Genomic DNA, 13242 nt, shown 5'->3' with positions numbered 1-13242 from the left:
AACTCGCTGCCGGTGCACTCTCGGCGGCTGCCGCAGCGTCGGCTTCAGCCAGTTGTTCGGCCGCAGGTTCATCGCCTCCTGCAAACAGTAAGAAATAAGCGGCAGCTCCACCACCTACAAGAACCACAGCGATAATGATGATCAACATCATTTTGCCTTTCTTTTTACCGCCTTCTTCTACCTGTAACTCTTCATCAGCCATGTGTAACTCATCAGTAATATTAAGAAAAAACGTATTATCAATGTTCCATCGCAAATGGCAATGCCATTATTCGTATCTACATCTACTTGATACGGTAACAGCAGCCATCAATTGCTATTGAGCGGCGTTACATCGACCTGTTTAATCGTATTCAATTGAATACATCAAACATAGCAGTCTTAAAATAATCTCACCATGCTACCTATTGATAATAGTTTTGCTTAATTTTAAGCGTAGAAATCAATCCCACCCTTGGCTGCCCGCGTCACTGATTGCTCGATAATCCGCGTTTCGCCCATATCGTCTAAACCGTCATTTTCTCCACGGTTTTCGGTGCCACTTCCTCTGCTATTATCGTTTGCAAGTTGCTGGCCATTTTCGTTACCCGAAGAATTATCTTTTCTTACTTCAGCATCACCTAACTCAATGCCTTGTTCAGAAAGCATATCTCTTAATTTAGGCATGGCATCGGCTAGCGCTTCCTTCGCTTGTTGAGATTGAACAACAAAGCTTACGCTTGCTGCGTCACCTGCAACATTTACCCTAACTTGCATGCTGCCCATTTCCGGGGGATCGAGTCGTATTTCAGCCATGGTGTTGCGCGCGTTCACCATCCAGCGAATTTTTTCATTTAGCTGCTGCTGGCCCTCTGGCTTATGAATGTTGACCGCCTTATCAAAGCCTTCAAACTGCTGCTGAGATTTTGACGCTTCAGCGCGAAGCTGGGTGTTTTCTTGTATTACCGTATCGGTTTGACCTACCATACTTGCGAAAGCTTGTTGGGCGCTGGCCTGTGTTTGCGTCATCAAGTTAAGGAACTGACTCGCCTGGCTATCGACCCTTGCAGTCATTGAAGCAATTACTTCGGTATTTACTGCTGCCTCGTTGGCGGCATCACTCACAATAGCCGTCAAATCAATACCAGGCTCTCTACCTTGCTGAACTTGTTGCTGAAATTCATTAATACCAGCAATGATATTTGCCTTCACAGCTTGTTGTTGGGCACCACTTGGCATTACTGTAACTACACGTTCAGCAAATGCCTCGGTAGCTTTTTGTGCGCTTTGTGGGGAAAGTTCACTTAACGCAGTTAGTAAGTCGCTTTGTGAATCACCGGTCATTTCAAAGCTATTATTTATAGGCATAGCACTTTGAGAAATAGCATTTGGGGCATTCATTACTGACGCTGTGGCAGTTGCCTTATTTTTGTCTGCCTCATTAGTTACATCTCCATTTTCTAAGACAGCTCCGTCAACGGCTATGTCAGTGGTTGCGTCAGAATACAATGCTTCTAACTGAGAGCTGGCTTCATCTGAAGATAACTTTTGCATCGCTTTAAGCTCATCAGATAACAGACTCAACACAAGAGATTCATCTGATGCGTTTGTACTATTTGTCAGCGTTTCCTCATCTGTATTGCTTACACTTTAGATCTGCATCGATATCGCTTTCTTTTTGCTGCATGAGTTGTGCAATTAGTGCAGAAAGTTCACTGGCATTTGAATCTAATTTATCATTGGCGAGGATTTGTGACAGCTCAGCGTTTGCTTCGCCGTTAGCACCACTTTGTTCGCTTTCAGCGCCAAGCAATAGTGCGGTCAAAGCACTCAGTGTTTGTTGTGCTTCGGTTGAAAGGGATTCGATAGCGATTTCCCCCTCACTGCTGCCACTATTAAGCTGAGAAAGTAAATGCGCCATTACCGAGGGTGCGTCGCTGGCATCTACACCGTCTGGGATCTTCCAAAGCTTACCGTTTTCTTTTACAGAAAGAACATTAACCGTCTCATCTGAAACCTCAGAAATACCATTGGTTGTTCTGTTGTTAGTTTGCTCTTTGTTATCAGTCTTACCAAAGCGTTCGACTAGGGTTTCAACATAGGCAATCCAGTCGGGCTCTTCATCAGCCTTATCCGGCTTTCCATCAGGCCTACCAGGTGTGGTAATAACGCCTGCCTCAGCATCTTTTTTGCCGCCTTCTCCAATAACAAACTCTGCTTCGGTTACGCCTTTTTGTTCAACCCCACCTTCAATGTCATCTACCGTCAAACTGGCCTTTTCTTTATCACCCGAGTTGAGCTGTGCTTCTGTCTCTTCTGCTATCTCTTTTCGAGCAAAGGCAGCGTTTTCTTCTTTTGTACCTGGCGCTGACTCTGCAGGATTGTCTGTTACTTTCTTTTCAACAGGAAGATTAGTATGTCCGGCATCGCGGTCTTTACCCTTCTTCACTGTTTCATCAGAAACTGAATTGTTAGCAGATGAGCCTGCCGAACGGGTTGTCTCCCCGGACTGAGCGCGTATTGCATCTTTGTCATTTAAAACAAAATCTGATTTGCTCGATTTTGCTTCCTGATAAAGTCGATTAAATGCTTGGTTGTTTTCGCTATTCGCTTGCTGTTGCGTACCAATACCTGTTTCAACCGCTTTAGCTGTGCTAGAAGCAGAAAAAGGTAATGCGGCAATGTCTGTTTTATGTGCGGCAACTTGTTGCATATTGTCCTACCGTCCTACATTTATCTCGTCTTTCACCAAGAAGACGTAATGTGATGCGAATCAATCACTGGGCGTTATTTTTAAACATACCGAGAGAAGTAAATCGCAAACCCACCAACGCTTATCTAAATTTCAATCACTTAGCTCTACTCAGATAGCCTTTATGGCTATCGTTTGGCATTAGGTTTTATGCTCGCTATCGTTGAATTTCTTACTTTGTAATAAGTGTAGAACTTCAAACAAACACTGTTAGAGCGTAATAACCATTGCATTGAAACTAAAGCGCGCTGTTACATTTCATATTGATTTTGCAAGGGTTGAGCCAAAGTGGCTTGAGAACATACTATTTATTAGAAAGGAGAGCGCTTAGCTCTGAAAAATCGTTGTGTGGCAAATTCATCCATCATGGCCTGCTCGGCTTTAGCTTCTTTTTTCTGTTCAGCCAACTTCTTCTTATCAAGCAACAAGGTAACAGCTTTAACTTTCTGCTGCTGCTTTAGCCATATTTGCTTGCGCTGGTCCGCTGCCATTCGTGCACGAGCAATCACTTGCATTTGCTGTTCACACGCTTTATCTAATTTTCCAACAAAAGATAGGTGTTGTTGATAATAAGTCGCCGTAACGCCGGCTTGACCTGTTTGTTGGATACCTTTGATATAATCAATACGGTACTGCTCAAGGCTAGTTAGTTTTTGCTTTTGCTGATTAACATTTTGCTGAGCCTGCTGATAATACTGGGCTTCTCGCTGCTCTTTTTCTCGCTCAAACTCGGCTAGACGCTCTAGTTGTTTAGACATTTTTAGCGCCCTTACTCAAGAGTTCTGATTTCTTCTTCACAAACGTTTTAATACTGTTGACTAACAAAGCCATCATCCCTGCCCTAACCCTTTGGCAAGTGCCGCCATACCTTCTAGGCTTTCGTCATAAGGAATGACTTGCTTTATTCCTTGCTGTAACAAAGCGTTGATTGCAGGCTCTGCACGAATCGCTAAATCAATACGTGGGTCTGACCCTTTTGCATAAGCACCAATAGAAATAAGGTCTTGGTTTTGTTTGTAGTTTGAATAAACCTGGCGAATGCGACGAGCCATAAGTTGATGCTCTTCACTCACCACCATTGGCATTACACGGCTTATCGACGCTTCAATATCAATTGCAGGGTAATGACCGCTATCGGCAAGGGCTCTTGATAGGACCACGTGACCATCCAAAATGGCACGAGCAGCATCGGCTATGGGGTCTTGCAAATCGTCCCCTTCTGTTAGTACCGTATAAAAGGCCGTAATAGAGCCTTGGCGCTCGCTGCCATTACCAGCTCGCTCAACTAATGCAGGTAACCGAGCAAAGACCGATGGCGGATAGCCTTTTGTTGCTGGAGGCTCACCCACAGCCAGCGCAATTTCACGCTGCGCCATGGCATAACGGGTTAACGAATCAATAAGCAACAGCACTTTCATGCCTTTGTCACGAAAATATTCCGCAATAGTTACCGCAGTTTCACAGCCCTTTAAGCGCATAAGCGGTGAAGTATCAGCTGGTGCTGCAACTACAACCGCACGTTTGCGTTCTTCTTCTGTTAGGATTTCGTGAATAAATTCTTTTACTTCTCGGCCACGCTCTCCGACAAGCCCTACAACAACCACGTCGGCTTCACAGCCCCGGGTCATCATGCCTAATAACACACTTTTACCCACGCCACTTCCTGCGAATAGCCCCATACGCTGACCTACACCAACCGTATTGAGTGCGTTAATGGCGCGTACGCCTACATCCATCGGGGTGTTTATGGGACGGCGGATAAGCGGGTTCATTGGCGGTCTAGTCGTCGGCGCTCGGGCTTCGGCATTTATCTCACCTAAACCGTCAAGGGGCTGACCATTACCATCTACCACTCTCCCTAAAAGCCCCATACCTACCGGTAAACCGCTTTGTCGGTTTAACGGCATCACGCGACTTCCTGGTACAATACCGCGTACCGCTTCGGTGGGCATTAAATAAGTTATATCATCGCCAAAACCAACCACTTCGGCTTCTATCTCACCTTCAATGGTCTGTACTAAACATTGACTGCCAACGGGTAGCTGACACCCCACCGCTTCGAGAGTTAAACCGATACCACGAACTAACTTGCCGGCAGCGACTACCGGCGGAGAAGAGACCTGTTTTGTGAGGGATTCAAAATGCGAATGCCAAGGGCTAGTCATCTGACAAACCTTGGTTTAGTAAAAATTTATCTATAACGTTACGGCACCGGCGCTCAATAGACACATCTACGGCGTTTTGTGCAGTGGTAATATCGCAACCTCCGCGTTCCATCGCCGGGGCTTCAACCAGACTCCATCCTTTTTTAGCAATTTCTTCGTCGCCGAAATGCGCTTTTACCAATTCAATATCGTCTGGGTTCATGTGAATTTGATAATCTGCTTGATTAATGGGTAACGCCTTAATGCCTTCACTTAACGCTTGAAGTATCACTTGTTGGTTAGTGCTGACCTCTGTTTTAATAACTGCTTTTGCAAGTGTTACAGCAAGTTTAACCAGCTGGTCACGGGTTTCATCGTTAGCCTGAGAAAGTGGGTCGTGGAATTTTTCAGCAAGCATTTGCCACACTTCGGCTTGTTCAGCCATCTGCTGGCGACCTTCTTCTAAGCCTTGCTCAAGACCTTCGTTATGACCTTGTTCCTTACCTTCGGCCAAGCCAGTTTCAAAACCTTTAGCTTTACCTTCTTCAAAACCTTTTTCCTTGCCTTCCTGAAAACCTTCATCATAGGCAGCCTGGCGAATAGCTTCTATCTCTTCAGCGGTAGGAGGCTTGATTTCTTCTTCAACTTCAGGGGGCTCATACTTCCAATCTGAGCGTTTGTTCAGTGCATTGGTTGTCTCGTCTTTTCTAGCTGCCCTTGGATCATCGACAAACGGTAGATCCCATGCTTTAGCTTCGTTTATTTCGTTTTCACTGAAATTTTTATTACCAGACATTTTTTTATTACCAAAGACTTTTTATTTCGAGGCTGTTTATTACAAAGTTCTTTATTACGAGACTTGTTTCTACCTCAGCTACAGCTCTAAGGGCATCAGAGTGCTTACAAGAACTCTTCACCGCCACCGCCGCCAAGCATGATTTCACCTGAGTCAGAAAGTCGACGGGCAACAGAAAGAATTTCTTTTTGTGCAGTTTCCACTTCACTGATACGAACAGGGCCGAGAGCTTCCAAGTCATCGCCAAGCATTTCAGCAGCACGCTTAGACATATTGCGCATAATCTTATCTTTAAGCTCTTCGTCAGCACCTTTAATTGCCTTAAGCAGCGCATCTTGCTGCACTTCGCGCAATATTGCCTGAATGCCTTTGTCGTCTACATCGACCAAATTGTCGAAGACAAACATAAGATCCTGAATTTGCTGACTCATCTCTTCGTCTTGCTCGCGAATAGCGTCCATCAGCTGACCTTCTATCGCGGTATCCAAGTAGTTCATGATGTTCGCTGCAGACTTCAAACCGCCCATTTTCGCCGCTTGCGTTCCCGCTTGACCAGCGAACTGCTTCTCCATAATTTCGTTTAGTTCTTGCAATGCTGCTGGCTGAACTTCTTCTAGATTCGCAATACGCATCAACAGATCAAGACGTACTTTTTCTGGGAATTGCGCCAAAATTTCAGCGCTTTGCTCAGGCTCTAGATAAGACAGTACAATGGTTTGGATCTGCGGGTGTTCGTTGCGAATAATACTCGCCACCTGCTTAGAGTCCATCCATTTCAGTGAATCTAGACCTTTTGCGCCACTGCCCATTAGGATCTGATCGATAAGGTTTGCCGCCTTATCTTCACCTAAGGCCGCAGTTAGTGCTCGCTTAACAAAGTCTTGGCTCTGGAAACCAATCGTGCTGTAGTTCTGAATCTCTTCAATGAAGTGTTTGTGAACTGACGTAATTTTGGTTTGCGTCATATCGTCCACTTTCGCCATTTCAGAACCCAGCTTCTGCACTTGTTTTGGTTCAAGGTGCTTTAATATCTGCGCCGCATCTTCTTCAGATAAGCTAAGTAGTAAGATGGCAGCTTTTTCTACGCCTTCTAATTTACTGACGTCGTATGACGGTTCTTCAACATTGGCAAGTTCTTCAGCCATAATCTTATCTCACTACTCGTCTTGCATTAACCAGCCCTTAACTACCTGGGCTGATAATTCTGGTTCATTGGCCACTAGCGCGCGTACGGCTTTAAGTACATCTTCGTCTTTGTGCAAGTCAGGTAGCATAAGTGAACCATCTGGCGCAAAGCCTACCTGTCCTTCGTCAAAGTCAGACGTTAACATGCTAATTGTGTCATCGCCTAAGTCTAAGCCTTCATCGGCATCAAATTCATCTGCCTCGTTAGACTCATCTGGGTTGATAAGACGACGTAGCATAGGTCGAATCACAAAGATGATAAGTACTATTATAACCAAGCCACCAACAACTAGCTTAAGAATTGGCAGAAAACCAGGCTGTTCCCACAAAGGCGCATCTTCAATTTCACCTGCATCCATACGAGTAAAGGGTACGCTAACCACTTCTAGCGAGTCGCCGCGGGTTACGTCAAAGCCAATCCCGCCTTGTAATAGTCTGCGAATATTAAGAATTTCTTCTTGTTTGCGTGGCGTTGGCGTCATAGCGCCGTCTTCACCTGCAACTTGGGTATAGTCCACTGCCACTGACACACTTAGTCTGCGGATTACACCTGTCTGTTTTTTAGTATGACTAATGGTGGTATCAAGCTCATAGTTGCGCGTTGACTCTTTTGCCGTGCGCCCTGGCATGGTTTGTTGACTGCCGCCCACAGCATTTTCTGGAATATTAGAATCTAACGGAGGCTGATTTGATAATGCACCTGGAATACCGCCAACACCGCCACCTACGCTGTTCTCTTCGACGATCATTTCACTGCGAACCGCAGGCAAGTCTGGGTTATAGCTACGCTGGGTTTGCTCCATTGCAGTAAAGTCCATCGTAACATCAGCTTGCGCCGTGTAGTTACCTATGCCCAAAACTGGAATCAATATAGCGTCAATTTTTTCTAAATACTCTTGCTCGCGCTGGCGTTCAATTTCGTACTCTTTTCTGGCACGAGCACTCATTGAATCTTGCGAGCCTGAGTTAAGCAGACGACCGTTGCTGTCAGTTACCGTTACTTTAGACGGCTCCATGTTTTGAACTGCTGATGCCACAATATCGACAACCGCATCAACCTCTTCACCAGCAATGACGGCACCGCGTTTAGCGGTTAATACCACTGTTGCGGACGCTTTCTTCTCTCTACGGGCAAACACGTTTTCTTTTGGCATCGCCAGCAGTACTCGAGCTTTTTGAATACTTGCGATATCTTCGATGGTCGAGGCAATTTGCTGTTCACGCGCATGTTTAAGACGTTCCATCTCAACACGCTGACTTACACCAAAACCCATGTCCTGCATGATGATATCGGTACCAGTATCTGAGCTTTTAGTTAACCCTTGGCGTGTCATACCCAGGCGGATATTTTGGAATTCGTCACTTCTTACATAAACAGTATTGCCTTCAAGCTTATAATCGATTTGATTCGCATCCATATAATCGAGAGTTTCGATAAGCTCTTGGGTTTCCATCTTAGCGAGGGGACGATAATCAGGCTCTTGTGACCAAATAAGGATGAAAATAGCAATGGCCACACAAATGACCAAAACAACCACAAGGGCCATCTGGCGCATCATATCTGCGCTACCTAACGTATCCATGAAACCAGATTTGTTTTCTGGCTCATTGTCCGCTGCTTGATTTTGATCAGGAACCGTAAGGTTTGTACCTGTTGCTTCAGCCATAACCTACTCCACCTATACCGGCATATTCATTATTGTTTTATAGGCTTCAAGTACTTTGTTACGTACCTGAACAGTAGCTTCGAAAGCAATGCCTGCCTTTTCTTTTGTCAACATGACTTGGGCTAAACTTAGACTTGGGTCGCCCATTTCAAAGCGCTGTTGAGCATCTTTTGACTCAAGCTGCATACCGTTTACACCGTCAACCGCGTTCTTAAGCATGGTCGAGAAATCGCTTGCAGAGCTGTTTATTTCAGTAAGCGATTGCTGCTGAGGCTCGTTAACTTGAAGACGAGTTTGCCCTATCATGTTTTGCATTTCTTGATACAAACTATTGGCTTTAACGTCCATACCCACTCCTAGCGTTTCTTTAAAAACCGCCTGAACAACGGCGAATAACTAATTATATGAGTGATTTAGCAAAGGGCTTGCCAACTTTAAAAACCCATATATATCAATATGATAAGAGTAAAAAAAAAGGAAGGAAGCCAAATTTATGGCGTTTGATTTGATGGGAGCAACAAAAAACCGCCGCCTTCTTTACTACAGAGGCGACGGATAACGGGGTTAAACGAGAGGTTCAAAACAGCAGTATTAAGCCGGTACTTCAATGCCGTCTTCACGCATGCGCGCTAGTTTATAACGAAGGGTTCTAGGGCTAATGCCAAGTTTTTCCGCAACGTCCTTACGTTTACCATTGCACGAGACTAATGTATCAAGAATAATTTGGTGCTCTTGATAGCGAAGTTCTGAGCCCAATTTGTTGTCTTCAACCTGCTCTTGTGTAACTTCAAGCGGGGCCGACATGTCTTCGTCAATCATTAGATCGCTTGCATCTATTTCATTGTTTTCACAAAGAATAAGTGCTCGCTGAACCACATTCTCTAATTCTCGAACGTTTCCTGGCCAGCTGTATTGCGATAATTTATTGCGTGCTGCAGCACTTAACCTGATTGTGCCTAGGCCCTGTGAACTTGCGTGACGCTGAACAAGGTGCTCCGCAAGTGGAACAATGTCTCCCGGGCGTTCCGATAGAGGACGCCATTCAATAGGAAATACGTTTAAGCGGTAGTATAAGTCTTCTCTGAATTCACCTGCATCTACTGCTTTTCTTAAATCTCGGTTACTCGTAGCAATAACTCGCACATTTAGTTTAACGGTTTTTCGGCCGCCAAGACGTTCAACTTCACGCTCTTGCAGCACGCGCAGCAATTTAGCCTGAAGCGCCAAATCCATCTCAGTTATTTCATCAAGTAGCAGGGTGCCGTCTTGAGCTTGTTCGAACTTACCCGGACAGGCCTGAATAGCGCCAGTAAACGCCCCTTTTTCGTATCCAAACAAAGTGGCTTCCAACATATTTTCTGGAATAGCAGCACAGTTGATGGCAACAAAAGGCGCATCGCTTCGCGGTGACTGGTCGTGAATATAGCGGGATAGCACTTCTTTACCCGACCCGCTTGGGCCCATGACCATAACGGTAGCTTCAGACTTCGCCACTTTCCGCGAAAGCTCAAGTAGCTTCAAACTTGAGGGGTCGGCTACGATTGGCGTACGTGATTCAATTTTTTGTGCAGGCGCGTAGCGCCCCACTAAGTTTAGCAATACTTCTGGCGCAAAAGGCTTTGAAAGGTAGTCCGTTGCGCCATCACGCATCGCTTGTACCGCATCATCAATAGTGGCGTAGGCCGTCATTAAAAGCACAGGCATATTAGGGTATTTAGCTTTAATGCTTTTTAGCAGCGTTAAGCCACTCATTTCGCCCATTTGTATATCGCTAACCACTAGGTCTACATTCTGAGACGACAGCATCATTAACGCTTCTTCTGCACAATCGGCGGCAATCACGTTGTAGTTACCTAATAATAGAGTATCTAGGAGCGCTTCGCGTAAACCCGCGTCATCTTCAACAATTAGTATGGTAGTTTTAGACATTATTCTCTCCTATGACTTACGCGACATGAGTCAATGTTTGTGAGGTTTTAGCATTCGCCGAGCACGGTAATGACACGCTAAAACATGCTCCGCCCTCGGGTACGTCAATTACATTGAGTGCGCCGCTATGCGCACTTACCACCGACTTCACCACAGCAAGACCCAAACCGGTACCGTGAGTTTTAGTTGTAAAGAAGGGTTCAAAGATTTTGGTTTTTAACCGTTCTGGTACACCAGGGCCTTTATCAATAACTGAAACATGTAAACGCTGATTGCTTACTGATGCCTGAACATGCACACACTCGCCTTTCGGGGTGACTTGGCTTGCATTATGTATGAGGTTTAACAACGCCCCCTGAAGAGCAGTTAAATTCCCAGTTATTGCTACGTTTTGCTCAAAACCTGAAAACGTTAGCTTTTGCTGCGCTTGAGCTGTCATGCTTTGTGCATTGCCCTCAATGGAGCCGAATAATTCAGCGAGACTAATTTTGCTTACCACTTGCTCTTCGCCAGATTTAGCAAAAAGCAGCATGTCATTAACCTGGCTTTCCAGCTCTTTAAGCCTGTCTGTTAATTTGTTCGCAAATTGTGTTTGTGCTTCTTCCCCTAACCCTTTACGCGTTAAGTTTGACGCATAAAGCATGGCTGCAGAAAGTGGAGTTCTGATTTGATGGGCTAGTGATGCCACCATTTTTCCAAGAGAAGACAACCGTTGCATGTGGCTAACGCGCGCTTGCAGTCGACGGGTTTCAGTTAAGTCTGTGATAACAATTAGCTGACCTGGCTCATTGTCTAATGGGGTAATGGAAAGCTTCACTCGTCTACCATCAACAAGCGATACTTCATGACCATCATCTGCGCGAGGCTTGAAAGAGCGAGTAATAATACTGCGCCACACTTCCTCTTCCAGCGGTTCGCCTAACAATGCTTTTGCCTGCTCGTTCGCTTGGCGAACAATACCCTTGCCATCAATAACAATAACACCCGCGGGCATTACTTGAAGTAAATGTTCGAGTCGACTCGCCTGCAATCTCAGGGATTCAATATCATCATTTTGCGACGTTTGATAATCATCTTGAGATACCGCAGAGCCGCCATTAAGTGCATAGGCAGATGCGAAATACTCTGTAGATTGTTGTGTGCTATCGAAAGCCATATCATCCTCGTCAAATTGCAGACGCTGTTTAACTATGGCTTAGATAAAGCAGAAGATATGCCAACTTAACATTGGCTTATTTATCAGTAAGATAGATGGTATTTTTGAGAGAAAGCGTAACGTCAATTAGCTGACATTACGCTTCTTCGGTACGCTGAATATCGTATTTTCGCATTTTTTCAACGAGGGTAGTTCTGCGCATTCCAAGCTTGTCGGCGGCACGTGCGACCACCCAATCTTGGTTTTCTAGGGCTTGTTTTATGAGATTCACTTCAAGCTCAGAAAGATACTCTTTAAGGTTAACCCCTTCTGCAGGTAACGAGGACGACACCATGCCGTTTAGGCCGTCGTGATTCTGCTCGCTAACGTCTTCTTCTGGCTCTTGCGCTGCAGCCTCAGCAAATAGTTCATTAAAGGCTTCACGCTCAAGCATTTCTTCTGGATAGTCTGGCTCGTAAGCCTGAACATCACCGTACTGGTACTTTTCCGGTAAATCAGCAATATCAACAATCTGCCCAGGATAAAGGATTGTTAATCGCTCAACTAAATTTGAAAGCTCACGAACGTTCCCCGCCCACTCATGCTCCATAAGCGACGCAATCGCTTGCTCGGTAAAGCGTACGCTTTCAACGCCATCCCCTTGAATTCGGCTATTCAATTCCTGAAGTAATAAGGGGATATCGTCTTTTCTTTGTCGAAGCGCAGGGCTGTCGATCGGGAAAACGTTGAGTCGGTAATACAAGTCTTCTCGAAACTTGTCTTCGCTGATCATGGTCTCCAAGTTGCGGTGCGTTGCCGCAATAATACGTACGTTGCATTGAAGGGGCTTATTCCCCCCTACGCGTTCAAACATACGTTCTTGCAACACACGTAATAACTTAACCTGCATTTGAAGCGGCATATCACCGATTTCATCGAGGAATAATGTGCCGCCTTCGGCTAACTCGAAGCGCCCTTTACGTGCACTGATAGCGCCTGTGAAAGCACCTTTCTCGTGACCAAACAATTCGCTCTCTAAAAGCTCGCCGGGAATAGCGCCGCAGTTTACAGGAATAAATGGACCATCTTTACGTTCAGACAAAAAGTGAACATTACGTGCAACCACCTCTTTACCCGTACCAGACTCACCTAAAATCAACACGGTAGCGTCTGTGGGAGCTACTTGCTCTACTAAACGCCTTACAATTTGAATTTGCTCACTCTTACCAATGAGGCTTCTGAATAATCGGGTTTTTGTTCCCGAAGCACGAGATAAGCTGGGTTTGCGTCTAGAGTATTCTTGGCAACGGTGTATAGCCTGCGTTAAAACAGGGTACGTTAGTGGTGTAGCAATAACACTAACCAGGTTACAACTCGCTGATGCTTGCGTGTTGCTTTCAACTAATGCAACGAACGGTATGTGTGGAAACTTTTCTACCAAATTACTTACAGCGGTGGGCGAGCGGTACTCGATAAGCACGGCGTCTGCACCACTTTCATGGAGGTATCGCTCGCATTCACTGAAGCCTCGTGACTGGCACGACTCTCCCATGAAGGTAACGATAGTTTCCAAGTTTTGAATAAGTTCCTGATTATCACTAATCAGCAAAATGTTCTTCATCAATTCCCCGAGAACGCTTTGTTATTATTTACAG

Annotated in this window: 11 protein-coding genes and 1 pseudogene (1 of these 12 cut by a window edge); all 12 read right to left on the bottom strand. The window is 45.3% G+C overall.

Annotated features, from left to right (window positions below):
* Positions 1 to 202, bottom strand: a pseudogene (fliL, locus tag PCAR9_RS04935) (flagellar basal body-associated protein FliL) (it extends 331 nt beyond the left edge of the window).
* A gap of 227 nt (positions 203 to 429) precedes the next feature.
* Positions 430 to 1566, bottom strand: a complete 1137-nt coding sequence (locus tag PCAR9_RS20045) for a flagellar hook-length control protein FliK (protein WP_232091122.1) — start codon at positions 1564 to 1566, stop codon at positions 430 to 432.
* 43 nt (positions 1567 to 1609) lie between these two features.
* On the bottom strand, positions 1610 to 2692 hold the full coding sequence (locus PCAR9_RS20040; protein ID WP_232091121.1) for a hypothetical protein: 1083 nt from the start codon (positions 2690 to 2692) through the stop codon (positions 1610 to 1612).
* Between the two features lie 350 nt (positions 2693 to 3042).
* Positions 3043 to 3489: a flagellar export protein FliJ gene (gene fliJ / locus PCAR9_RS04925; RefSeq protein WP_179982661.1), complete on the bottom strand. Its 447-nt coding sequence runs from the start codon at positions 3487 to 3489 to the stop codon at positions 3043 to 3045.
* Positions 3490 to 3561: 72 nt separating this feature from the next.
* Positions 3562 to 4896 carry a flagellar protein export ATPase FliI gene (gene fliI, locus PCAR9_RS04920; RefSeq protein ID WP_179982660.1) on the bottom strand — a complete coding sequence of 445 codons (1335 nt, stop codon included), beginning with the start codon at positions 4894 to 4896 and terminating at the stop codon, positions 3562 to 3564.
* The gene (gene fliH / locus PCAR9_RS04915) at positions 4889 to 5671 is read right to left on the bottom strand and encodes a flagellar assembly protein FliH (RefSeq protein WP_179982659.1); all 783 of its coding nucleotides are present in this window, start codon (positions 5669 to 5671) and stop codon (positions 4889 to 4891) included. Before fliH ends, fliI begins: the two co-directional genes overlap by 8 nt.
* A 104-nt stretch (positions 5672 to 5775) precedes the next feature.
* Positions 5776 to 6816, bottom strand: a complete 1041-nt coding sequence (gene fliG, locus PCAR9_RS04910) for a flagellar motor switch protein FliG (RefSeq protein WP_025254367.1) — start codon at positions 6814 to 6816, stop codon at positions 5776 to 5778.
* Positions 6817 to 6828: 12 nt separating this feature from the next.
* Complete coding sequence (fliF, locus tag PCAR9_RS04905) at positions 6829 to 8523, bottom strand: flagellar basal-body MS-ring/collar protein FliF (protein WP_179982658.1); 1695 nt, start codon at positions 8521 to 8523, stop codon at positions 6829 to 6831.
* A gap of 12 nt (positions 8524 to 8535) precedes the next feature.
* A complete protein-coding gene (gene fliE / locus PCAR9_RS04900) occupies positions 8536 to 8871 on the bottom strand; it encodes a flagellar hook-basal body complex protein FliE (RefSeq protein WP_179982657.1) in 336 nt (111 codons plus the stop codon).
* Positions 8872 to 9114: 243 nt separating this feature from the next.
* Positions 9115 to 10452, bottom strand: coding sequence for a sigma-54-dependent transcriptional regulator (locus tag PCAR9_RS04895; protein WP_179982656.1), 1338 nt, complete (start codon positions 10450 to 10452; stop codon positions 9115 to 9117).
* Between the two features lie 16 nt (positions 10453 to 10468).
* Positions 10469 to 11608, bottom strand: a complete 1140-nt coding sequence (locus tag PCAR9_RS04890; RefSeq protein ID WP_179982655.1) for a sensor histidine kinase — start codon at positions 11606 to 11608, stop codon at positions 10469 to 10471.
* Between the two features lie 136 nt (positions 11609 to 11744).
* Complete coding sequence (locus PCAR9_RS04885) at positions 11745 to 13208, bottom strand: sigma-54 dependent transcriptional regulator (protein ID WP_179982654.1); 1464 nt, start codon at positions 13206 to 13208, stop codon at positions 11745 to 11747.
* Between the last annotated feature and the right edge of the window lie 34 nt (positions 13209 to 13242).

This window comes from Alteromonas macleodii (assembly GCF_903772925.1).
GTDB lineage: Bacteria > Pseudomonadota > Gammaproteobacteria > Enterobacterales > Alteromonadaceae > Alteromonas > Alteromonas macleodii_A.
Note: the sequence above shows the minus strand (reverse complement) of the source record. Positions and strands in the feature narration are given on the sequence as shown.

Excerpts from the sequence above, each read along its gene's own strand:
- PCAR9_RS04890 (WP_179982655.1), bottom strand. The coding sequence starts at position 11,608 with ATGGCTTTCGATAGCACACAACAATCTACAGAGTATTTCGCATCTGCC.
- fliF (WP_179982658.1), bottom strand. The coding sequence starts at position 8,523 with ATGGCTGAAGCAACAGGTACAAACCTTACGGTTCCTGATCAAAATCAA.
- fliG (WP_025254367.1), bottom strand. The coding sequence starts at position 6,816 with ATGGCTGAAGAACTTGCCAATGTTGAAGAACCGTCATACGACGTCAGT.
- PCAR9_RS04885 (WP_179982654.1), bottom strand. The coding sequence starts at position 13,208 with ATGAAGAACATTTTGCTGATTAGTGATAATCAGGAACTTATTCAAAAC.
- PCAR9_RS20040 (WP_232091121.1), bottom strand. The coding sequence starts at position 2,692 with ATGCAACAAGTTGCCGCACATAAAACAGACATTGCCGCATTACCTTTT.
- fliH (WP_179982659.1), bottom strand. The coding sequence starts at position 5,671 with ATGTCTGGTAATAAAAATTTCAGTGAAAACGAAATAAACGAAGCTAAA.
- fliE (WP_179982657.1), bottom strand. The coding sequence starts at position 8,871 with ATGGACGTTAAAGCCAATAGTTTGTATCAAGAAATGCAAAACATGATA.
- fliJ (WP_179982661.1), bottom strand. The coding sequence starts at position 3,489 with ATGTCTAAACAACTAGAGCGTCTAGCCGAGTTTGAGCGAGAAAAAGAG.
- PCAR9_RS04895 (WP_179982656.1), bottom strand. The coding sequence starts at position 10,452 with ATGTCTAAAACTACCATACTAATTGTTGAAGATGACGCGGGTTTACGC.
- fliI (WP_179982660.1), bottom strand. The coding sequence starts at position 4,896 with ATGACTAGCCCTTGGCATTCGCATTTTGAATCCCTCACAAAACAGGTC.